Genomic DNA, 23,478 nt, shown 5'->3' with positions numbered 1-23,478 from the left:
AAAGCAACCCATTTTTTATCAGCGACTGAATTTATATGTGATGATGAAGTTTAAGCTATTCTTTATTGTTCTGTTTTGCAGCCTTTCCCTTTCGGCCTTTTCCCAGTTGACGTATGGTACAACCGGGCTGTTGCATGCGCCCTCTGCGGAGATGCAGCGCGACAAGACTTTCATGGTCGGCGGCAACTTCCTGAACAAGGAGCTCACACCGCCCACCTGGTACTATCATACCTACAACTATTTCCTGAACGTCACCATCTTCCCCTTTCTGGAAGTGGCCTACACGTGTACGCTCTTCAAGGCGGAGGCGTTGGGATTGAAGCCATACGGGTACAGCGGATTCACGAACCAGGACCGCTACTTTTCCGCCCGTCTGCGTGTGTTGAAGGAGGGGCAGTTCTGGAAATACATGCCGGCTGTCGTGCTGGGGACGTCCGACCCGTTCACTTCTTCCGGCGGCGGCCAGGTAGGCACCACGGAAGGTAACGGCTATTACAGCCGTTTCTATATTGCCGCCTCCAAGCATATACCCGTTGTGGGTAAGGAGGAGATCGGTGTCCATCTTTCCTACCTTTACAACAACCGCAAGGAGTACAAACTGAATGGCTTTGCACTGGGTGTCACCTACAATCCCACCTTCCATCCGCAGTTGAGGGTGATAGCGGAGTACGACTCCAAGGACTTTGCTTTGGGAGCCACTTATCTGCTGTTCAAGCATCTGCATGTGCAGGTCGAAATGCAGAGGATGAAATATTTCACGGGAGGGCTGACATACAAAATTCATTTGAAATAAGAAGTAAGTCAAAGTCTCGTTGACTCCATAAAAAAAGCAGCTAAAGTATGACATCAACTTTAACTGCTTTTATTCTAATAGACCAATTTTACATTGTCAATCCATAGCGAATTGCCAGGAGAACCTATATAAGCACCACCATGACTAGAGGTGAATTGCAACAGCAAATGAGTGGGCACATCGTCCTTCGTCCCCCAGGCAACCTCCTTAATAGGCACACTCTCTCCTTTACTGTTAACTGCATAGCGTTCTTCAACCTGAAGACGCATCATGTGGGCCTTGTATGCAGGGTCACCGGTGATATCACCGTACATGATGGAATAAGTGGCATTATTATGCCAATCGGTAGTAGTATAATATCGTACGACCATCGTTCCTACACGCTTGGCATAGATATTCCCCTTCTCATCTTCCCAACGCTTTTGCAGAAACAGATTCACTTCCGGGAAGTCCTTTCCCTCAACATCTGTGATACGGCTAAAGCCCGTTGCACGGATACGCTTCTCGCGGTCGGACATCTTTACTTTATAATCAAACTGTATGGCGATAGGTTTCTTTGTAAACGGTATGCCGGAATTCAGCATTTTCTGCGGATTCTTGGTCCCTTTGATAGGTTCGTGCACCTCACCCAGAAACATGGAGCCGGCAGCCAGCACCGTGATATCCACTATTCCAAAAACCTTCACACTCTCCATACGGGTGTCCATACGGGCACAGAAACCATCTCCTCGCTTTTCCGGGAAAACAGAAGTATTGGTTTTCGTGATACCGGCTACCCGGGCCATCACATTGGATGTCGCCCAGGGCGAACCTCCCATATTCTTGTATGCCTTGGTCTCGGTGACAGTAGCAGTAGGCCCGATGGCATATACATTCTTCGTGGCACCGCCAATAATACCGGATTCCTTGATTTGGCGGTCAATCCATTGATCCATATTTCCGAAAGGAATCATCTCTACCTCGTGCTGCTGTGCAGAAACTGCTCCGCAACAGAGCATGGCAGACAGCACTCCCAATATACGAACTTTCTTTTGAATCATTTCTCTCATTAATAATTGACAATCATTATAAATCGTACTTCCACTGTTCCAGCGCAAAATTCCAGTTATCCTGAACCAACTGCACTGTACGCTCATCATACTTGTATTTATTCTTCTTATATCCTTTCTTTCCGCCTACATACTTTTCAATATCGGCACGTGCCTCTGCAAAGCCCGGAATGGACAAAGCCTTGTAGATATGTTCAGTCATTCCCATTGCATCCGCTTCGAAGTCTTCAAACTTCACCTCTATCAAGTTTCCTTTAGGAATGCATGTCTTGTCCGCTTCGTACTTATGATACAGTTTGGCATAAATGGACAAAATATTCTTCTCAAGCTCCTCATTACTGATATCCTGCAACTTCAACGGCTGAATGGTGTTAGTAAAGAAACTACGTGTGCTTTCGAAAACAGTATAAGGATTACGCATCAGATAGATAAACTTAGCATTGGGGAACATCTTGACAAGCTCTTTCACACGTCCCGTATGAGGCGGATTCTTACTAAGAAACTGAGTTCCCTTCGTATTCCAAAGAGAGATTTTTATCAATTTGACGAAAGTCTCCTCAAACACTTTCAGTTCTTTCTCTGTAATATCATCAAACAGCAGATATTTATCGGCATACTCTTGCTGATATTCGGGCAGGAACCAGAAATTATAATAGGTGTAGGGCATCATATTTGCCAAAGCAAACTCCTCTTCTTGCGGAAGGTCGACGGCAAGCTCCATATTGTCCGTGGGGCGTTTGTCCGGCATCAGCCAGCTCATGTTCTTCTTAAAGAAAGGCTGCCCCCACATCATGAGATGCGGAAATACAGTCTGGTATGTCGTGTTGTAGCCGAAATGCTTGTCACAGGAGAAAACATTATGCACAAACGTAGTCCCGCTACGCCAATGTCCCAAAATGAATACCGGATCATGCTCCAGGGGCTTATCTGCCAGGAGCTTTTCATAACGTCTGTCCTGCAGAGGAGCCAAAGTGGACAGCAGGCGGCAGACAGCTTTTGTCAGCCGATACTTGCCTTTGTAGGCAGCACCGATGTCACGACCGCCCGTTATATCCTTGAATGTTTTCCAATCTGCGCCTACCAATGTGTTTATAGGAAGCTTGTTGAATTCTAATAGTCCCATTATAGTCTATATATTAATATATTACAGTTTCTCTCCCACTCTATCAAAAAGCTGTTTATTCTTTTTCCACAACCACTGCAATGCCTTGGCGCTCCAACTCCTTCACAGCCTTTTCTATGGCTTCGTAATGTTCGGGAGCTATACCCAGCTTAGACAAATTCAGTATAGGCAGGTCTTCGGACAAGTGCATCTCCTTATCCTCCACCCTATCGATAATCATACCTACAGCACTGGTATTGTTGGTTATCGGGTCTATCAGGATGAACGAACCGGTAGCCTTATTCTGCCGATAAGGGTCAAAGAAAAGCTCTTTGGCAGTGGTCAGCACCACGCGCGCAATCTGATTGAGCTGCATCGGCAATGTTTCCTTGCTCAACTTTCCGTTGTCAATGGAAAGATGCTCCATCGTATTGACATCCACTTTATACTTGATGCTGTCGATGCGGGTGCGGCTTATATTGGTGGTCTGTTTGATGAAGAATGATTTGTTGATATCCATCGGCTCTTCATCCATCCAAACCAGCATCGTTTCAAAATTGCGGTCCATGACGGGCAGGTTATCCGGATGTACCAGCATTTCCCCTCTCGACACATCTATTTCGTCCTCCAAAGTCAAGGTGACGGACTGGGGCGGAAAGGCGTAATCCAATTCACCGTCGTATGTAACTATACTCTTGATATGCGACTTCTTACCGGAAGGCAATGCCATCACTTCATCTCCCTTACGAACAATACCCGAAGCCACCTTGCCGCAAAAACCACGGAAATCAAGATTGGGGCGCAAGACGTATTGAACCGGGAAACGAAAATCCTTCAAATTATGATCGTTGTCAATATGTACCGTCTCCAGGAAGTCAAGAAGTGAAATACCCTCATACCAAGGAGTACGTTCCGATTTCTCCACTACATTGTCCCCGTCCAAAGCTGACAGCGGAATGCAGTTTACGTCAGGAATACCCAATGGAGCTATAAACTTCCGATATTCATCGACTATCTCATTAAAACGTTCTTCGGAGAAATCCACCAGGTCCATCTTATTGACAGCAAGCACCACATGCTTGATGCCAAGCAACGACACCAGGAAAGTATGCCGGCGCGTCTGCGTAATGACACCCATACGTGCATCCACCAGAATAATTGCCAGGTTAGCCGTAGAGCCTCCGGTAATCATGTTGCGTGTGTACTGCTCGTGTCCCGGAGTGTCGGCAATGATAAACTTACGGTTGTTGGTCGAGAAGTAGCGGTATGCCACGTCGATGGTGATGCCTTGTTCGCGCTCTGCCTTCAAGCCGTCCAGCAAAAGGGCGTAGTCAATGTGGTCGCCGGCATTTCCCATGCGCTTGCTGTCGCGTTCCAGTGCGTCCAGCTGATCCTCATATAGTTTCTTGCTGTCGAACAACAGACGGCCTATCAATGTGGATTTTCCGTCATCCACAGAACCGGCAGTCAGTAAGCGCAATAAGTCTTTCTGCTCATCCTTATCAAGAAAAGCCTTTATATCAAGTGTAGAATCGTTCATCCTTAATGATTTAATTTTTAATTCTTAATTTTTAATTCCTTTAGAAGTATCCCTCGCGCTTCTTCTGCTCCATGCTTGCGTCTTGGTCGAAGTCAATGACACGGGTCGTCCGTTCACTCTTGGTGGTGGTCATCATTTCCTCGACAATCTTCTCGATGGTATCGGCATCGCTTTCCACAGCACCGGTCAACGGCCAGCAACCCAGCGTACGGAAACGCACCATACGCATCTTTATCTGGTCGCGGTACTGTTCAGGCAAGCGGTCGTCATCCGCCATTATCAGATTTCCGTCAATCTCCACACAAGGACGTTCCTTGGCAAAATACAACGGCACAATAGGAATATTTTCCAAACGTATATATTGCCAGATGTCCAGCTCCGTCCAATTACTTAACGGAAATACTCGGATACTCTCTCCTTTATGTACCCGGGCATTATAAATATCCCACAATTCGGGACGCTGGTTTTTGGGGTCCCATTGATGGAACTTGTCACGGAAGGAGAAAATACGCTCTTTGGCGCGTGACTTCTCCTCGTCGCGGCGAGCGCCACCGAATGCCGCATCAAACTTATACTTATCCAATGCGTGGAGCAAAGCCTGCGTTTTCATCAGGTCCGTATGCACCTTGCTGCCATGCGTAAAAGGTCCGACACCTGCATTGAAAGCTTCCATATTGCTTTCCACTATCAGGTTCCAACCATACTTCTTGGCATACTCGTCACGGAACTGTATCATCTCCTTAAACTTCCACTTGGAATCGATGTGCATCAACGGGAACGGCACTTTGCCGGGAGCAAACGCCTTTTCGGCCAAGCGCACCATAACCGAAGAATCCTTGCCGATACTATACAGCATCACCGGATTCTCAAACTCCGCTGCCACTTCACGGATAATATGAATGGACTCTGCTTCGAGTTCCTTCAAATGGCTCAATTTATATTCTTCTTTCATTATATCTTATTTCTTCTGAATTCTTGGTAAAATGAGTTCCAACAATTTATTGACCGATTCTTCCAGGCTGAGAACAGAGGTGTCCAACGTCAGAGCCGGATGAGCCGGTTCCTCAAAAGGAGCGGAAATGCCCGTAAAATTTTTAATTTCTCCCTTACGTGCCTTGGCATAAAGCCCCTTCACGTCACGGCGCTCACACTCTTCAAGCGGGGTGCTGACATAAACTTCCAGAAAATCGTCTTGTCCGATAATATCAGCTGCCATTTCACGAATATCGTTATTAGGACTGATAAAAGCCGCGATTGTTATAACCCCCGTATCAAGAAAGAGTTTGGAAACTTCGGCTATACGCCGGATATTCTCCACACGGTCGGCCTCCGTAAAGCCGAGGTTACTGTTGATGCCACTGCGGATGTTGTCACCATCCAGGATACGGCAAAGCAATCCCCTTTTATGAAGTTCGCGCTCCAAGGCAATGGCTATCGTACTTTTGCCGGAGCCGCTCAAGCCGGTAAACCAAATCATCACGCCGTGCTGCTTCAACAAGTCTTCTTTGTCCTTCCGCATCAGCATTCTGTCGAATATCGGATATATGTGGTTGTTTTCTTCCATATGTTATTATTTCTTCTTTTTTAAAATGGCCAAATTAAAGGAATCAAGAAAATGGATATCAGGAAAGTAATGATATTCAAAGGTAACCCGATGCGTACAAAATCCGTGAACTTATAGTTACCGATACCTTGTACAATCAAATTAGTCTGATACCCTATAGGAGTAGAGAAACTGGCGGAAGCCGCCATACAAATTACAACGAAGAAAGGCATCGGGCTGACTCCCATCTGTGAAGAGATGGAAAGTGCCAATGGAAAAGCGAGTGCCGCAGCCGCATTATTCGTAATCAGTTCCGTAAACAGGTTCGTTATGATAAACATAGCAGCCAGTAACACGTGGGGGCCATAATGATGGCTCATCCCTATAATGAAATGCGCCACAGCGTCTGCCACTCCGGAATTCACCATCGCCTTGCTGATAGCAAAAGCACAAGCAATCGTTATCAGAATATCCCAAGATATATATTTGGTATACTTGCGGGCCGGGAATATCTTTGTCCAGGCCATAATGATAGTAGTAATGGAAACGAAGAAAAACATATCCAGCTTGATTTCCGGGAAAGCTTCCTTGACAGCCGGAAGTTCACCGACCGTTGCCCCCACTATCATCAATATCAGCAAAGCCAAGGCAAACCAGCGCTTTCCCTTTCCGGGCACCGGCTCCGTATCCTTGCCATTGGCCAGCAACACGAACACCGAAGATTCCCCCCAGGTCTTTATAAAAGAGTCATCAGCCATCACCACCAGCGTGTCTCCTTCGCGGAGATATTCATTTTCCAGATTTCCGGCAATGCTCTGACCGCTACGCTTAATCTCCTTCACTTCGGCCCCATAATGCCGCTTGAAGTTAAAATCACCAAGTTTCTTGTTGATACCGGGAAAACGGGCGCCGAGTACAGCCTCCACCCGATGCAAATCTCCATGCTCCTCCGGCTCCTCATCCAGCTTTACCGCATCCGTACGAACATCCGGCAAAAGCCTTGAGGAGAAAGCGAACAGATAAAGGATACCCGCAATCGCGACGAAAATTCCTACTTTGCCCAACTCGAACATAGTGAAACCTTCATATCCGGCTTCCAATATCATGCCATGCACCACCAGATTGGTTGATGTGCCTATTAATGTACAGATACCACCAAGTATTGTAACGTATGAAAGAGGTATAAGAAACTTGGTAGCAGGCAATTTTACCGATTCAGCCCAACGCTTGATAATGGGAGCAAAGATAACAACCACCGGAGTATTGTTTAGAAAAGCTGAAATGAAGGCAATGGTGGGCAACATGCGGAACTGCGCTTTAAAGACTGTAGTCTTACCCTGCGGAAGCAGCTTCTTGATTATTTGCCCCAAAGCACCCGACTGCCTGATGCCTTCACTGACAAGAAACAGCATGGCAACAGTCATCATCCCCTTATTACTGAACCCTTCCAACATCTCCTTAGGAGTAAGGATGCCTGCACACAAGAACAATACTACGACAGAAAAGAGCACCATGCCCGGACGCATTTTATCCAGAACCAAGGCAATCACCATACCCAACAATGCCAATAGTACAAACAATATCTCAAATGTCATACAGTCGTTATTTTATTTCAGTATGCTTGGGCTCTACGATAAACCACGGATTCAGCAAATCCTCCTTATTATATTGCAAAGGTTCTTCCTTCCCCACCTGATAAATTTCCATTCCGGCAGCACGTGCAATAGCATGCCCAGCCGCCGTATCCCATTCCATCGTAGGGGCAAAACGAGGATATACATCAGCCTTACCTTCAGCTACCAGACAAATCTTGATGGAACTTCCACTTGATATAAGCTCAACTTCCGCATGGCTGCATTTCATCTTCTCGATATAATCTTCTGTCTCGGGCGTCAGATGCGAACGGGAAGCCACAATGACAAATCGTTCGTGCATACCTGTTTCCGGCAGCCGGACAGCTTTCGCAATCAATTCATCCCAGGACATTCCATTACGCGCAGTAATACCGGATAGCTTATAAGCACCCGAATCATGCACTCCAAAATAGAGCTCCTTTTTTACCGGCACATAAATAACTCCCATTACCGGTACCGAGTGATGCACCAAAGCTATATTCACCGTAAACTCACCGTTCCTCTTGATGAACTCCTTCGTACCGTCCAAAGGGTCTACAATCCATAAGGTTTCCCAATTTCTACGCTCTGAAAAAGGCAAATGTTTACCTTCCTCGCTTAGCAGAGGGAAAGGTGTATCAGCCAAAAAACGGCAGATAGTTTCATGAGCTTTACGGTCGGCAATAGTAAGAGGAGAATTATCCGCTTTTTTTTCTACCTGAAAATCCGATGCCGGATCATCGTAAATGGAAAGAATTTTCTCGCCAGCCTGCAAAGCGGCATCAATCGCATTCAGTATATATCGTCGTTCCATACTATATTCTTCTCAAAGATAAAGCACAAAATTAAAAACTTTTTTAGGTCCAAAAGTTTCCACCTCTTGTTTTATAACTTCTTTTAAACGAAAGAGAGAATATTATAAGCACTTTTCACAATCAGGAAAATCAATCCGGAACAGAAAAATAGAGTGAAGTATTCACGAAGGAGAAGGAAATAAAGAAACTGTGACAACATGAGTTTATCAGAGCCTTTCCTCAGTTAGTTCATTAGTTCACAGCACTGAACACTTTGTTTCAGCATAGGAAAACAAGTTGTTTCAGTATATAAAAACATTTTGTTTTTATGCAATAGGACGAGATGTTTTGTTAAGAGAAACAAAGTGTTCTCTTTAATGAAACAAACTGTTCCGTTAAAGGAAACACTTTGTTTTGCCAAACCAAACACATGACAGCGCCAGCCTTCACATTCTTTCGGCATATCATGAAAAAGGCAGTAACTTCGCAGTTACTGCCTCATCTTGAAAGGAAACATACATTCCTTTCTGTTATGAATTACCAAAAAGAATTCTATTAATTGATGCTGTACAGCAACCATGCCTTCTGGAAGTCATCATTCGAAGGATGTTTAGCTTTGAAAGAGTCACGCAGATTCTCGGCGGATGCTCTGTCATCGAATGTACCGATAACTACACGATACAGATTTCTTTCTGCATTGTAAACCACCATTGCAGTATAACCTTCATTCACCAATGTCTGCTTCACACCTTCCGCATTAGCTTTCACGCTATAAGCTCCGCAAACTACACTAAAGGTTTTCAAGCTGGTACCACCTGATACCACAGTCACCTTTTCCTGACGCATGTCGGCAGGTGCACTTTCCACTACCTTTACTTCTACCGGAGCGGTAACTACTGGAGCCACCTCTTCAACAGGGGCAGTTGTCTGCGGCTCGGCCAATTCCTGCTGTTTTGCCTTTTCATATGCTTTCTTATAAGCACTTTCACTTGATTTACAAGAAGAGAATGCCAGAGCTATACATACTCCCATTCCCAATACGGCTAATTTTTTCATCTTTTCTATTGTTTTTATTAGTAAAATCGTCTATTCTTATCTTTATCTCAAAATTTCCGAAATACAGATTTCGTACCCTCATATTCCAAACGCAATGAAGAGTAGGATAAATCTTCTACTTTAAAGATACGTTTTCCTTCCGGCCACCCGAAATAAGTATCATAGTTTTTATCGTTAACACTTTCAGGCAACAAAATAATGGAAATTTCAGCACCTTTCAAAGAATAATTTCCAAAAAACGTAGTCGCCCCCCCATCTTTCAACAAACATATGGCAGAAAAACTTCCTTTTTGAAAATTATAAAATACACTGTCCACTTTCTCTGATGTACCGTCGGCATATTGGTACTGACGCAACTGCCACTTACCCGCCAAGTCACCCCCACCATTCATGCAAGCAGTCAAGGTACAAGTCACCAATACAATCCAAAGGTATTTTAAATGCAATTTCATCATTTTTCCATGCCACTATCTAAATATGGAACAAAAGTACACCATAACATGCGATTATACCTCAGCATCCTTAGTTAAATATAATTAAACCACTCCATAAAAAGAGATTTCCCGGAAGACTTGACGTATATTTGCCAAATATAAACAGAGCATGAGGCTCACTTAATTGATTACATGACATTTGAAAATTTGAATTTGATAGAACCTATATTGAAGGCTCTTCAAGAAGAGGGGTATTCCACCCCTACCCCAATCCAGGAAAAATCGATCCCTATATTACTTCAAGGAAAAGACTTATTAGGATGTGCTCAAACCGGAACAGGCAAAACCGCCGCATTTTCCATCCCTATCTTGCAAAAGTTATATAAAACGGATAACCGCAAAAGTATCAAAGCACTCATTCTGACGCCGACCCGCGAGCTGGCCATACAGATAGGAGAATGCTTCAGTGCATATGGTAAGTATACCGGATTGAGACATGCCGTCATCTTCGGCGGTGTAGGACAAAAGCCACAGACAGATGAACTGAAACGTGGAGTACAAATACTGGTTGCAACTCCCGGACGACTGCAAGACCTGGTCAACCAAGGTTTCATTAACCTAAAAGCGCTCGAGTTCTTCGTATTGGACGAAGCAGACCGGATGCTGGACATGGGATTCATACATGATATCCGGCGCATATTAAAGTTATTGCCCGCAAAACGGCAGACTCTCTTCTTTTCGGCCACAATGCCTCCGGAAATAGAGACCTTGGCAAACTCCATGCTGACGCACCCCGAGAAAGTGGAAGTCACCCCTGCATCGTCTACGGTTGACACAATCTCCCAATCAGTCTATTTCGTTGAGAAAAAAGAGAAAAAAGACTTACTCATTCATCTGCTGAAGAATCCGGCTATCGAATCCGTACTTATCTTCACCAGAACTAAATATGGAGCAGACAAACTTGCACGTATCCTCAGCAAGTCCGGAATAAGAGCCGAAGCCATACATGGAAACAAGTCGCAGAATGCCCGACAGCGAGCACTGACCGGCTTTAAGAACCATGAACTGCGCGTACTGATAGCAACCGATATTGCAGCACGAGGCATCGACGTGGACCAACTATCACACGTCATCAACTACGAGTTGCCCAACATTCCGGAAACATACGTACACCGTATCGGACGAACCGGACGTGCCGGCCACGACGGTATTGCTCTCTCTTTTTGCGAATCGGAAGAACTGCCTTACCTGAAAGATATCCAAAAATTGATAGGGAAAAGCATCCCAGTAATAAAAGAACACCCTTTTGTCACCGCCGATGGCTTAAAAGCCCAAGAAATCAAGACTGAAGAAATTAAAGCTAAAACCAAGGAAAACAAAATCTATCGCGGGAGCCGTACGAATGGAGACTTTTGGAGAAGAAAAAAGCAAACCTCGCAAAACAACACCCAAAAAGGAGTTGGAAGATAAGGACAATCATAAAAAAACTGATATTCCGAACAAAGTTTCAAAAAAAATTGTTAGTTTTGTCGTACGAACCTCAAAAAAGAAAGGAATATCATTATGAAAGGATTAAATGTTTTAGCAGCTTTCCTGGGTGGCGCCGCAGTAGGTGCAGCCCTCGGTATCTTATTTGCTCCTGAAAAAGGAGAAGACACCCGTAACAAAATCGCAGAAATTCTCCGTAAGAAAGGGATTCGTTTGAACCGAAGCGAAATGGAAGACTTGGTAGATGAAATTGCTGCGGAAATCAAAGGCGAGGTAACGGAATAAGGTAAAAAGCAGAACCACTATGTTTGCAGACGACAAAAGTATAGAAAATATGCAGCAGCTCTTCATTGAATTCAAGAAATACCTGGAGCTGCAAAAAGAATACACCAAACTGGAAGTCACCGAAAAACTGTCCAAACTGCTTTCTACGCTTTTATTGGTGCTATTGGTCGTTATACTCGGCGTAGTGGTTCTGTTTCATCTGTCGTTTACGCTGGTCTATATCTTAGCTCCGCTGGTAGGTGGGCTAATGATGAGTTTTGCACTTATCACGTGCTTCCATATCCTACTCATCGTTCTGCTTGTCCTATTCCGCAAAAAACTCATTATTGATCCGACAGTAAAACTTATCGCAGAATTATTCTTAGACAATTAATTCGAAATATTCATGGATAATACGACCAATACCACTCCCGTCACTTTAGAAAGCATCGCCCAGAAAAAAGCCATGCTGCTACAAGAAATACGACTCCAGAAAGAAATCATGACTGGGCTTACACAAGAAATTTTTGCTCCGCTGGAACCAGCTACCAACAAGGCAAATGCCATGATGAGAGCATTCAACACCGGTATGGCTGTTTTTGACGGTATAGTATTGGGGGTAAAGGTAATGAAGAAATTCAGAAAAATATTTGGAAGAAAGAGATAGAATATCGGATAAAAAAAGAGGGGATGACCATAACAGTCATCCCCTCTTTTTTTATCCGATATAGTCTAAGCACTTTTATACGTACGTCTCAAGCAACTTCACTGCTCCTTCAGGCACAATCGTCACTTCTTGGGTTGCAGCCGGCAGCAGGATTGTTTCGCCCGCCTGTACAGAAACTTCATTCTTCTCATTATCAATAATACGGCAAGAGCCCTCCACACAAATAAAGATAACAAAAGAATCCAGTTCAGAATAGTCACAAGTGATTTCTTCCGTCATGTCATAGATTGAAGTCGTGAAATACGGGCTTGCCACCATTTCTACCGGTTCATTCTGCACCTGATCGTATTCCGTACGAAAATCGTCCTGCACATCTGCAAAATTAATGGCATCAATAGCCTGGCTTGTATGCAGTTCTCTTGATTTACCGTCCTTATCCTTACGATTGTAATCAAAAATACGGTAAGTGATATCCGACGTTTGCTGTATTTCTGCTACAAAAGCTCCCGCACCGATTCCATGTACACGACCTGCAGGCACATAAAACACATCGCCCGGTTTGATGGCACAAGTCTGCAGAACATCCGCAAACGTACCATTATACACTCGTTCCTTATATTCTTTCGGAGTAATCTGCTCTGCAAAACCGGAAATCAGCTTGGCACCCTGGTCAGCAGCAATAACATACCACATTTCATTTTTACCAAAACTGTTATGACGTTTCTTAGCCAACTCGTCACCCGGGTGTACCTGAATCGACAAGTCCAACTTGGCATCAATAAACTTTATCAACAAAGGAAACTTATTTCCGAAACGTGCATAGTTAGCTTCTCCTACCAGGTCTTCCTTATACTTTCTGACCATATCCGGCAGCGTTAATCCTTTGTCAGCACCATTGGCCACTATAGACTCACTACCTTCTACTGCCGACACTTCCCAACTCTCGCCTACATTAGCAAGGGTATCATTCAAATGTTTGAATGGAATAATCTTGTCGCCTCCCCAAAGCGTCTGCTTCAGAATAGGCTCAAATTTTAGAGGATACATTCGTTGTTTTTATTAGAACTTTCTGTTAATGATGTGATTTTTTAGATTTCGGGAGCAAACATACAAAAAATATCAATTTGTATTCCATTTGTTAAACGCTAAACTTTCCTAAAATGTTCTCCACATTTCCTTCCAATTGCTTGGGGGAACAAAAGAATTTCTTTTTATTTGCAAGAAATTTAATTAATACCATGGATATGATAAACACTACTCCAACAGAAAGTAATTTGTCCGGTTTAAGCCCAAAAGACTTTCAAAAGGATATAAATAACAAAAAGACAGATTTGTTTATCCTGAAGAATGCCCAGGGAATGGAAGTTGCAGTTACTAATTACGGTTGTGCAATACTTTCCATCATGGTACCCGACAAAAATGGCAAATATGCCAATGTTGTATTAGGACACGACAGTATTGAACATGTAATCAACAGTCCGGAACCTTTTCTAAACACTACCATCGGACGCTACGGCAACCGGATAGCCAAAGGAAAGTTTACTTTATACGGCGAAGAGCACCAATTGGCAATCAACAATGGTCCCAACTCACTGCACGGCGGTCCGACTGGCTTCCATACCCGTGTATGGGATGCCGTCCAGCCAGAGCAATCAACAGTCATCTTCAACTACACATCCGCTGACGGCGAAGAGGGCTTCCCCGGAAATCTCGAAGTAGAAATGACTTATCGCCTGGAGGATGAGACCAATGCTCTGGTCATCGAATACCGGGCTACTACCGATAAAGCCACCATCGTCAATCTGACCAATCACGGATTCTTCAATCTTGCCGGTATAGCCAATCCCTCTCCTACAGTCTTAAACAATATCGTTACCATCAACGCAGATTTTTATGTACCCATCAATGAAGTATCCATTCCTACCGGAGAGATATTGAAAGTAGAAGGTACTCCAATGGATTTCCGTACTCCCCATACTCTTGGTGAACGAATTGATGAGAAGCATACACAAATTGTGAATGGCGCAGGATATGACCATTGCTATGTACTGAACAAGACTGAAAGTGGAGAGTTGAGCCTTGCAGCCACCTGCATGGAGCCCAACAGCGGACGAACCATGGAAGTATATACCACTGAAAATGGCGTCCAGCTCTACACTGGAAACTGGCTCGGAGGCTTTGAAGGTGCCCATGGAGCCACTTTCCCTGCAAGAAGTGCAGTCTGCTTTGAGGCCCAGTGTTTTCCCGATACACCCAACAAGCCCCATTTTCCGTCGGCAGTATTGCTACCGGGTGATGAGTACCAGCAAGTGACAATCTACAAGTTTGGTGTACAAGAATGAAATAACTAATCCAATTTATAAACTTATTAATTTTACAAAACCATGACACAACAAAAACAGAATGGTAAACTCATCGCAATTATCACGATGATCTTCCTTTTTGGTATGATTTCATTTGTTACCAACCTTGCTGCCCCTATGGGAATCGTACTGAAAAATCAGTTTTCAGTATCCAACGCTTTAGGAATGTTGGGTAACTTTGGTAACTTTATTGCATATGCAGTGATGGGAATACCAAGCGGCATCTTACTACAACGGGTAGGGTATAAAAAAACGGCATTGATAGCAGTAGCTGTAGGCTTTATCGGTGTAGGTATCCAATATTTATCCGGTCATTCAAGCCCTGATATGGCTTTTGCCGTATATTTGATTGGCGCTTTCATCGCCGGTTTCTCCATGTGTTTGCTTAATACAGTGGTCAACCCGATGCTGAACAAGCTCGGCGGTGAAGGTAACAAAGGAAACCAGCTTATCCAAGTGGGCGGCTCTTTCAACTCCGTAATGGCCACCATTACTCCGATGTTCGTAGGTATCCTGATTGCCGGTTCCATTGAAAAAGCTACCATCTCTCAGATATTCCCTGTAATGTACACGGCAATGGCTGTATTTGCCATCGCGTTCTTCGTTCTTCTGATTGTGCCCATACCGGAACCCAATGCTGCAACTTCAACAGAACCTATCGGTAAGTTGATGTCAGGCGCTTTAAAATTCCGCCACTTCATTTTGGGAGCTATAGCAATCTTTGTATATGTAGGTGTTGAAGTTGGTGTACCGGGCACCTTGAATTTGTTCTTAACCGACCCTATTGAAAAGGGAGGAGCCGGCATTTCTTCCACTATTTCCGGTTTTGTTGTAGGTACATATTGGTTCCTCATGCTGATTGGACGTCTGGCCGGTGCTTCATTGGGTGCAAAAATCTCCAGTAAGGCAATGCTTACCTTTACTTCCGCATTAGGTTTACTTTTGGTATTCCTTGCCATCTTCTCATCTACCGGTTCGCTTGTCAATCTGCCAGTACTCCAACAAAGCGCTACGGGAGGTCTCTCTTTCGGATTTGCAGAAGTACCTATCAATGCAATGTATCTGGTACTGGTAGGTCTGTGTACTTCCATCATGTGGGGTGGCATCTTTAATCTGGCCGTAGAAGGATTGGGTAAATATCTGGCAGCCGCTTCCGGTCTGTTCATGGTATTGGTATGCGGCGGCGGTATCTTGCCCGTTATCCAAGGTTTGGTGGCCGACATTGCAGGTTTCATGCCGAGTTACTGGGTTATCATCGCAGCCCTTGGCTATCTGTTGTTCTACGGTTTGGTAGGCTGCAAAAATGTTAATAAGGACATCAAGGTTGATTAACAAGAAAATATAGGTAATTTATTTATTCACCTTATAAAATATAAATATCATGGATATAGAATACGTAAGAAGCCGTTTCATCAAGCACTTTGACGGAACAACGGGAGCTGTTTATGCTTCTCCGGGTCGCATCAACCTTATCGGTGAGCATACAGACTATAACGGTGGTTTTGTATTCCCCGGAGCAATCGACAAAGGAATGATTGCAGAAATAAAACCCAACGGCACAAACACAGTAAAAGCTTATTCCATCGACCTGAAAGATTATGTGGAATTTGGTTTGAATGAAGAAGATGCACCCCGCGCAAGCTGGGCAAGATATATCTTTGGCGTGTGCCGGGAAATGATGAAACGCGGTGTAGATGTAAAAGGCTTCAATACTGCTTTTGCAGGCGATGTGCCCCTAGGTGCAGGAATGTCCTCTTCAGCAGCTTTGGAAAGTACCTATGCCTATGCTTTGAACGACTTGTTCGGTGACAACAAAATAGACAAATTTGAATTGGCAAAAGTGGGACAATCTACAGAACACAACTATTGTGGCGTAAACTGTGGTATTATGGACCAATTTGCTTCCGTATTCGGAAAGAAAGGAAGCCTCATCCGCCTGGATTGCCGTTCACTGGAATATCAGTATTTCCCATTCGACCCGCAAGGCTATCGTCTGGTTCTTGTAGATTCTGTAGTGAAACACGAACTTGCATCTTCAGCATACAACAAACGCCGTCAAAGCTGCGAAGCCGCTGTTGCTGCTGTCCAGAAGAAGCATCCACACGTAGAGTTCCTGCGCGACGTTACCATGGGCATGCTGGAAGAAGCCAAAGCCGACATCAGCGCAGAAGACTATATGCGTGCAGAATATGTCATCGAAGAGATTCAACGCGTACTTGACGTTTGCGATGCCCTGGAAAAAGGCGACTATGAAACTGTAGGCCAAAAGATGTATGAAACACATCAGGGCATGAGTAAGTTGTACGAAGTAAGCTGCGAAGAACTCGATTTTCTGAATGACCTTGCATTCGATTGTGGAGTTACCGGTTCACGTGTCATGGGCGGTGGATTCGGTGGATGTACAATCAATCTGGTAAAGGATGAATTGTACAGCACATTCATCGAAAAAGCAAAAGATGAATTCAAGAAGAAGTTCGGCAGAAGCCCGAAAGTATATGATGTAGTCATCAGCGACGGTGCCCGCAGATTAGAATAACAGACATCAGTATTCAAATAAAAGGCGTTTCCCAGCAATGGGAAGCGCCTTTTTCTTCCCCCCTATTCCACCGTTTTCCACTCTAAAAAAACAAGATCATCCGAGAAGTTTATTCCGGACGTGCCTATCTATACAGCCAGTTGACACAGATATGTTTTTGACACTTATGTTGCATAACATATAAAAGTGTACAGCCTACACTAAAGAAAAGTGTTATTTTTACACCAAAAGAAGATAATCATCTCATTTACATTAAATACAAAACCATGAAAAGACATGTTCTACTTGCAGGAATTGCCGCAATGATGCTAGCTGCGTGCAATCAAAAGACAGAAACAACGCTTACGCTGTCCGGTCTTGATCCAGTAAAATTCCAAACAACGGTCAATGACGCCCAAACACATCTTTATACGCTGAAGAATAAAGCGGGCATGGAAGTATGCATCACAAACTTTGGAGGACGTATTGTATCCATTATGGTGCCCGACAAAAACGGAACTATGCAAGATGTAGTATTGGGCTTTGACAGCATTGCCGATTACATCAACATTCCAAGTGACTTTGGTGCTTCTATCGGCCGCTACGCCAACCGGATTAATCAAGGGAAAATCGTTCTTGACGGAGATACCATACAGTTAGCACAGAACAATTTCGGACATTGCCTGCACGGTGGTCCCAAAGGATGGCAGTACCAAGTATACAATGCCAATCCCATTGACAGCACAACTCTGGAGCTTACCCGCATTTCACCGGATGGAGACGAGAATTTCCCGGGCAACGTTACGGCAAAAGTACTTTTCGAGTTAACGGATGACAATGCCATTGATATAAAATACAGTGCAACAACAGACCAAAAGACGATCATCAATATGACTAACCATTCTTACTTCAATTTATCTGGTGATCCTTCAAAGGCAGCAACAGACCACATCTTATACATCAATGCAGACAACTATACTCCGGTAGACAGTACTTTCATGACAACGGGTGACATCATCTCCGTCAAAGAAACACCAATGGACTTTACCACTCCCAAGAGTGTAGCACAAGACATCAACCGGACGGACTTTGAACAAATAAAGAACGGAAACGGATATGACCATAATTGGGTACTGAATACTAAAGGTGACCTATCCCAAGTGGCAGCTAAACTGACATCGCCTATAAGCGGCATCACTCTGGAAGTTTATACCAATGAGCCAGGCATACAAGTATATACCGGGAATTTCCTGGACGGCACCGTAAAAGGTAAAAAAGGCATTACTTACAACCAACGCGCTTCCGTATGCCTCGAGACACAACATTATCCGGATAGCCCCAACAAAGCCCAATGGCCTTCTGTCGTACTGGAACCCGGACAAATTTACAACAGTGAATGTGTCTTCAAATTTTCCGTAGAAAAATAACAGTAACCTTATAAATCATTTATTATCGTGGAAACATTAGATTGGCTAGTCATTGGAATCTTTTTCCTGGCTTTAATTGGAATTATTGTCTGGGTTGTCAAACAGAAACAGAATGACTCAGCAGACTATTTTTTAGGCGGTCGTGATGCCACATGGCTTGCTATCGGTGCATCTATCTTTGCATCCAACATCGGTTCCGAACATTTAATCGGACTAGCCGGTGCCGGTGCTTCCAGCGGTATGGCGATGGCACATTGGGAAATACAAGGTTGGATGATCCTTATCTTAGGCTGGGTATTCGTACCGTTCTATTCGCGAAGCATGGTATTCACGATGCCTGAATTCCTAGAACGCCGCTATAATCCACAATCACGTACAATATTGTCTGTAATATCTTTAATCAGCTATGTACTGACAAAAGTTGCCGTGACGGTTTATGCAGGAGGATTGGTATTCCAACAAGTATTCGGTATAAAAGAACTTTGGGGGATCGACTTCTTTTGGATTGCCGCCATCGGTCTGGTTATACTGACTGCGCTCTACACAATCTTCGGAGGAATGAAGTCGGTACTTTATACCTCCATCCTGCAGACCCCCATCTTGCTGTTAGGTTCACTGATAATCCTGGTACTCGGCTTCAAAGAATTGGGAGGCTGGGATGAGATGATGAGAATCTGCGGTGCAGCCACAGTGAACGATTATGGCAACACAATGACAGAACTTATACGCAGTAATAACGACCCTAACTTCCCTTGGTTGGGTGCACTGATTGGTTCAGCCATTATCGGATTCTGGTATTGGTGTACAGACCAGTTCATCGTGCAACGCGTACTTTCCGGAAAGAATGAAAAGGAAGCACGGCGCGGTACCATCTTCGGAGCTTACCTGAAATTATTGCCCGTATTCTTATTCCTTATCCCAGGCATGATTGCTTTCGCATTACACCAAAAATATCTCGGAACCGGGGGAGAAGGTTTTCTACCTATGCTGGCAAACGGAAATGCCAATGCAGATGCTGCTTTCCCAACTCTAGTAGCAAAATTACTTCCTGCAGGAGTCAAAGGTTTGGTTGTTTGCGGTATTCTTGCAGCATTGATGAGTTCTCTCGCATCTTTGTTCAACTCATCTGCTATGCTTTTCACCATTGACTTCTACAAACGTTTCAAGCCGAACACTTCTGAGAAAAAGCTGGTAGGAATTGGACAGATGGCAACTGTTGCGATTGTGATATTGGGTATACTCTGGATTCCCATTATGCGCAGTGTAGGCGATGTCCTTTACACCTACTTACAAGATGTACAATCTGTATTAGCACCAGGCATTGCCGCAGCCTTCCTCTTGGGGATCTGCTGGAAACGCACCTCTGCACAAGGCGGTATGTGGGGACTGATTGCCGGAATGATTATCGGTTTAACCCGTCTGGGGGCAAAAGTATATTACAGCAATGTAGGAGATGTGTCAAGCAGTACCTTCAAGTATCTGTTCTATGATATGAACTGGCTGTTTTTCTGCGGATGGATGTTCTTGTTCTGCATCGTAGTGGTTATCGCAGTCAGCATGTTTACAGCTGCCCCAAGCGCTGAAAAGATTCAAGGGCTGGTATTCGGAACTTCAACTCCCGAACAAAAAGCAGCTACACGTGCGAGTTGGAATAAATGGGATATCATTCATACCCTTATCATCCTGGGTATTACTGCTGCTTTTTATTGGTATTTCTGGTAAATCGGTATGTTGCCATGATATATATCCATGCAGCATACCCCTTAAACAAAAATTAAGATATGAGTAATTACTATAGTTCAAATCCGAAACTTTATGTAAGTATCGACTGCATTATTTTCGGTTTCAATGAAGGAGAATTGAACCTGCTGTTGCTGAAGCGTAACTTTGAACCGGCAATGGGCGAATGGTCGCTGATGGGTGGATTCGTGCAGGAAGACGAAAGCGTGGATGATGCAGCCAAACGAGTCCTGAATGAACTAACCGGACTGGAAGATGTATATATGGAACAAGTCCAAGCTTTCGGAGCCATAGATCGTGACCCAGGAGAACGCGTAGTCTCCATTGCTTACTATGCGCTCATCAACATCAACGAATACGACAAAGAATCCGTACAGCAACACAATGCTTTCTGGGTAAATATCAATGAACTGCCAGCGCTAATCTTTGATCATCCGCAAATGGTGGAGAAAGCTCGGAAGTTGATGCAACAAAAAGCGTCCACCGAACCAATCGGCTTTAATCTACTACCTAAACTGTTCACGCTGTCACAACTGCAAAGCTTATACGAAGCTATATACGGCGAGAGCATTGACAAACGAAACTTCCGAAAACGCATAGCAGAAATGGACTATATAGAAAAAACTGACAAAATAGACAAAACGGGGTCCAAACGTGGAGCTGCTTTATATCAGTTTAATGAGAAGGCATACCGCAAAGCTCCGAAATTTAAGCTCTGAAAACCTAATATTCAACAACTTGTAATTAGTAATTTAAATAATATGCTGGAAGCACTGAAAGACAAAGTATTCCATGCTAACCTTGAACTGGTGAAGCACGGATTGGTTATCTTCACATGGGGCAATGTATCGGGCATTGACCGCGAATCCGGTCTGGTAGTTATCAAGCCCAGTGGGGTGAGTTACGATGAAATGAAGGCAGAGGATATGGTGGTAGTGAATCTTGACGGCAAGGTCGTGGAAGGACGGTTAAAGCCCTCTTCAGACACGCCGACCCACCTGGTTCTCTATAAAGCATTCCCCGAAATCGGCGGTGTGGTGCACACGCACTCTACTTACGCCACAGCCTGGGCACAAGCCGGATGTGACATACCGAATATCGGGACTACACATGCCGATTACTTCCACGACGCCATACCCTGCACAGCAGACATGACGAAGGAGGAAGTGGAAGGAGCATATGAACTGGAAACGGGAAATGTTATCGTAAAACGCTTTGAGGGGCTGAACCCGGTACATACTCCCGGAGTATTGGTAAAGAACCACGGTCCTTTCTCGTGGGGAAAAGACGCACACGAGGCGGTACATAATGCCGTAGTGATGGAACAGGTGGCAAAAATGGCAAGTATAGCCTATGCCGTGAACCCCAATCTGACCATGAATCCGCTGCTGATAGAAAAACATTTCAGCCGCAAGCACGGTCCTAACGCTTATTATGGACAGAAATAACTATCATTCTTTAAATATAAACTATAAAAATAAATCGTATGAACGCATTTGAACAATATGAAGTATGGTTCGTAACCGGAGCACAGCTCTTGTACGGAGGTGACGCAGTTATCGCAGTAGACGCACATAGTAATGAAATGGTGAAAGGTCTGAATGATTCCGGGAAACTGCCCGTAAAGGTAGTATATAAAGGTACGGTCAATTCATCCAAAGAAGTAACCGCTACCTTCAAAGCCGCCAACAACGACGATAAGTGTATCGGAGTCATCACCTGGATGCACACCTTCTCTCCTGCCAAAATGTGGATTCACGGTTTGCAGGAACTGAAGAAGCCATTACTACACTTCCATACACAGTTCAACAAGGAAATTCCCTGGGAGACGATGGACATGGATTTTATGAACCTGAACCAATCGGCTCACGGCGACCGCGAGTTCGGACACATCGTGACACGCATGCGAAAGAACCGCAAAGTGGTAGTAGGCCACTGGCAGGACGAAAAAGCCCAAAACCAGATTGCCGCATGGATGCGCGTAGCTGCCGCATGGGCTGATGCGCAGGATATGCTCATCATCCGCTTCGGCGACCAGATGAACAACGTGGCTGTGACAGACGGTGACAAGGTCAGCGCCGAACAAGTATTGGGCTATCATGTGGACTACTATCCCATCAATGATGTGATGGCATACTACAATGCTGTCAGCGACGAGGACGTGAAGGCACTCGTAGCAGAATACTTCAAGCTCTACGACCACGCTCCCGAACTGGAAGACGCACGTACGGAAGCCTACACCAAAGTATGGAACTCCGCCAAGGCCGAAATCGCCATTCGTCGCGTGCTGAAAGACACGGGTGCCAAAGGCTTCACCACCAACTTCAACGATTTGGGTGACTTTGACCAAATCCCCGGACTGGCCTCACAGCGACTGATGGCGGAAGGTTACGGCTTCGGTGCCGAAGGCGACTGGAAAACTGCGGCACTGTACCGTACCACTTGGGTGATGAGTCAAGGCATGCCGAAGGGGTGCTCCTTCCTCGAAGACTATACACTGAACTTCGACGGAGAAAAGAGCGCCATCCTGCAGGCACACATGTTGGAAGTTTGTCCACTGATTGCCGAACAGAAGCCGAAACTGGAAGTGCACCGTCTGAGCATCGGTATCGACAGCGAAACAGCCCGCCTGGTATTTACCAGCAAGCAAGGTGAAGGTGTAGCCGCTACCATCGTAGACCTGGGCAATCGCTTCCGCCTCATTGTGAACAAAGTAGAATGCATCAAGAGCAAGCCTCTGCCCAAGTTGCCCGTTGCCAGCGCACTGTGGATTCCAATGCCCAACCTCGAGGTGGGCGCTGCAGCCTGGATTCTGGCCGGAGGTACACATCATACCAGCTTCTCCTACGACCTGACGGTGGAATATTGGGAAGACTTTGCCGAAATGACCGGCATCGAAATGGTGGTCATCGATGAAAATACCACCATCAGCGAGTTCAAAAAAGAACTGCGCATGAATGAAGTCTACTATATGCTGAACAAGGCACTTTGCTGATAATCATTACGGATTACTAATTACGCGTACCACAAACGTAACCAGTAGTTTGCAATCAGTAATCCGTAGTTTATAATCGTACTATAAATCCGTAA

At 44.7% G+C, this 23,478-nt stretch carries 23 protein-coding genes; 13 read left to right on the top strand and 10 right to left on the bottom strand.

Going from position 1 to position 23,478, the window contains the following annotated elements; all coding sequences use genetic code 11:
- Positions 1 to 40 precede the first annotated feature (40 nt).
- Positions 41 to 793 (top strand): YjbH domain-containing protein, encoded by a 753-nt coding sequence (locus H1A11_RS03905; RefSeq protein WP_057256766.1) that lies wholly within the window; start codon positions 41 to 43, stop codon positions 791 to 793.
- A 74-nt stretch (positions 794 to 867) separates the two neighbouring features.
- Here H1A11_RS03905 and H1A11_RS03900 read toward each other — a convergent pair whose 3' ends face one another.
- From H1A11_RS03900 to H1A11_RS03860, 9 genes are all read right to left on the bottom strand, one after another.
- The gene (locus H1A11_RS03900) at positions 868 to 1,833 is read right to left on the bottom strand and encodes a PCMD domain-containing protein (protein WP_181757745.1); all 966 of its coding nucleotides are present in this window, start codon (positions 1,831 to 1,833) and stop codon (positions 868 to 870) included.
- A gap of 25 nt (positions 1,834 to 1,858) precedes the next feature.
- The gene (locus tag H1A11_RS03895) at positions 1,859 to 2,965 is read right to left on the bottom strand and encodes a sulfotransferase (RefSeq protein WP_005826550.1); all 1,107 of its coding nucleotides are present in this window, start codon (positions 2,963 to 2,965) and stop codon (positions 1,859 to 1,861) included.
- Between the two features lie 55 nt (positions 2,966 to 3,020).
- Positions 3,021 to 4,484, bottom strand: a complete 1,464-nt coding sequence (cysN, locus tag H1A11_RS03890) for a sulfate adenylyltransferase subunit CysN (RefSeq protein ID WP_117600910.1) — start codon at positions 4,482 to 4,484, stop codon at positions 3,021 to 3,023.
- A gap of 40 nt (positions 4,485 to 4,524) precedes the next feature.
- Complete coding sequence (gene cysD / locus H1A11_RS03885) at positions 4,525 to 5,436, bottom strand: sulfate adenylyltransferase subunit CysD (RefSeq protein WP_005826557.1); 912 nt, start codon at positions 5,434 to 5,436, stop codon at positions 4,525 to 4,527.
- A 6-nt stretch (positions 5,437 to 5,442) separates the two neighbouring features.
- Positions 5,443 to 6,048: an adenylyl-sulfate kinase gene (gene cysC, locus H1A11_RS03880; protein ID WP_117600911.1), complete on the bottom strand. Its 606-nt coding sequence runs from the start codon at positions 6,046 to 6,048 to the stop codon at positions 5,443 to 5,445.
- Positions 6,049 to 6,068: 20 nt separating this feature from the next.
- Positions 6,069 to 7,622 carry an SLC13 family permease gene (locus H1A11_RS03875; RefSeq protein ID WP_117600912.1) on the bottom strand — a complete coding sequence of 518 codons (1,554 nt, stop codon included), beginning with the start codon at positions 7,620 to 7,622 and terminating at the stop codon, positions 6,069 to 6,071.
- Positions 7,623 to 7,629: 7 nt separating this feature from the next.
- Positions 7,630 to 8,454, bottom strand: coding sequence for a 3'(2'),5'-bisphosphate nucleotidase CysQ (cysQ, locus tag H1A11_RS03870; protein ID WP_117600913.1), 825 nt, complete (start codon positions 8,452 to 8,454; stop codon positions 7,630 to 7,632).
- 535 nt (positions 8,455 to 8,989) lie between these two features.
- Positions 8,990 to 9,490, bottom strand: a complete 501-nt coding sequence (locus H1A11_RS03865) for an SPOR domain-containing protein (protein WP_117600914.1) — start codon at positions 9,488 to 9,490, stop codon at positions 8,990 to 8,992.
- A 47-nt stretch (positions 9,491 to 9,537) separates the two neighbouring features.
- Positions 9,538 to 9,942 carry a lipocalin-like domain-containing protein gene (locus tag H1A11_RS03860; protein WP_171030443.1) on the bottom strand — a complete coding sequence of 135 codons (405 nt, stop codon included), beginning with the start codon at positions 9,940 to 9,942 and terminating at the stop codon, positions 9,538 to 9,540.
- A gap of 174 nt (positions 9,943 to 10,116) precedes the next feature.
- On the opposite strand from H1A11_RS03860, the gene H1A11_RS03855 reads away from it, so the two are divergent.
- The 4 genes from H1A11_RS03855 to H1A11_RS03840 all read left to right on the top strand — a co-directional run bounded on the left by H1A11_RS03855 (position 10,117) and on the right by H1A11_RS03840 (position 12,343).
- Positions 10,117 to 11,394, top strand: coding sequence for a DEAD/DEAH box helicase (locus H1A11_RS03855; RefSeq protein ID WP_117600916.1), 1,278 nt, complete (start codon positions 10,117 to 10,119; stop codon positions 11,392 to 11,394).
- A gap of 93 nt (positions 11,395 to 11,487) precedes the next feature.
- Entirely contained in the window at positions 11,488 to 11,697 is a 210-nt protein-coding gene (locus H1A11_RS03850) for a YtxH domain-containing protein (protein WP_005826568.1), read from the top strand.
- 19 nt (positions 11,698 to 11,716) lie between these two features.
- Positions 11,717 to 12,070 carry a phage holin family protein gene (locus tag H1A11_RS03845; protein WP_005826569.1) on the top strand — a complete coding sequence of 118 codons (354 nt, stop codon included), beginning with the start codon at positions 11,717 to 11,719 and terminating at the stop codon, positions 12,068 to 12,070.
- 12 nt (positions 12,071 to 12,082) lie between these two features.
- Positions 12,083 to 12,343, top strand: a complete 261-nt coding sequence (locus H1A11_RS03840) for a hypothetical protein (protein ID WP_005826570.1) — start codon at positions 12,083 to 12,085, stop codon at positions 12,341 to 12,343.
- Positions 12,344 to 12,418: 75 nt separating this feature from the next.
- Here the strand turns inward: H1A11_RS03840 and H1A11_RS03835 are convergent, their stop codons facing one another.
- Entirely contained in the window at positions 12,419 to 13,390 is a 972-nt protein-coding gene (locus tag H1A11_RS03835) for a type I phosphomannose isomerase catalytic subunit (protein ID WP_117600917.1), read from the bottom strand.
- 197 nt (positions 13,391 to 13,587) lie between these two features.
- On the opposite strand from H1A11_RS03835, the gene H1A11_RS03830 reads away from it, so the two are divergent.
- The 8 genes from H1A11_RS03830 (at position 13,588) to araA (ending at position 23,383) form a co-directional block, all read left to right on the top strand.
- Entirely contained in the window at positions 13,588 to 14,685 is a 1,098-nt protein-coding gene (locus H1A11_RS03830) for an aldose epimerase family protein (protein WP_117965515.1), read from the top strand.
- A 42-nt stretch (positions 14,686 to 14,727) separates the two neighbouring features.
- Positions 14,728 to 16,038 (top strand): sugar MFS transporter, encoded by a 1,311-nt coding sequence (locus tag H1A11_RS03825; RefSeq protein WP_005826573.1) that lies wholly within the window; start codon positions 14,728 to 14,730, stop codon positions 16,036 to 16,038.
- Positions 16,039 to 16,087: 49 nt separating this feature from the next.
- The gene (gene galK / locus H1A11_RS03820) at positions 16,088 to 17,242 is read left to right on the top strand and encodes a galactokinase (RefSeq protein ID WP_117600918.1); all 1,155 of its coding nucleotides are present in this window, start codon (positions 16,088 to 16,090) and stop codon (positions 17,240 to 17,242) included.
- Between the two features lie 266 nt (positions 17,243 to 17,508).
- On the top strand, positions 17,509 to 18,648 hold the full coding sequence (locus tag H1A11_RS03815; RefSeq protein ID WP_181757744.1) for an aldose epimerase family protein: 1,140 nt from the start codon (positions 17,509 to 17,511) through the stop codon (positions 18,646 to 18,648).
- 27 nt (positions 18,649 to 18,675) lie between these two features.
- A complete protein-coding gene (locus H1A11_RS03810) occupies positions 18,676 to 20,370 on the top strand; it encodes a sodium:solute symporter (RefSeq protein WP_119961965.1) in 1,695 nt (564 codons plus the stop codon).
- A 59-nt stretch (positions 20,371 to 20,429) separates the two neighbouring features.
- Positions 20,430 to 21,107, top strand: a complete 678-nt coding sequence (locus H1A11_RS03805; RefSeq protein WP_117600921.1) for an NUDIX domain-containing protein — start codon at positions 20,430 to 20,432, stop codon at positions 21,105 to 21,107.
- A gap of 42 nt (positions 21,108 to 21,149) precedes the next feature.
- Positions 21,150 to 21,836, top strand: a complete 687-nt coding sequence (locus H1A11_RS03800) for an L-ribulose-5-phosphate 4-epimerase (protein WP_005826585.1) — start codon at positions 21,150 to 21,152, stop codon at positions 21,834 to 21,836.
- 38 nt (positions 21,837 to 21,874) lie between these two features.
- Positions 21,875 to 23,383 carry an L-arabinose isomerase gene (gene araA, locus H1A11_RS03795; protein ID WP_117965442.1) on the top strand — a complete coding sequence of 503 codons (1,509 nt, stop codon included), beginning with the start codon at positions 21,875 to 21,877 and terminating at the stop codon, positions 23,381 to 23,383.
- Positions 23,384 to 23,478 lie beyond the last annotated feature (95 nt).

This window comes from Bacteroides sp. CACC 737 (genome assembly GCF_013874375.1).
Lineage (GTDB): Bacteria > Bacteroidota > Bacteroidia > Bacteroidales > Bacteroidaceae > Bacteroides > Bacteroides uniformis.
Note: the sequence above shows the minus strand (reverse complement) of the source record. Positions and strands in the feature narration are given on the sequence as shown.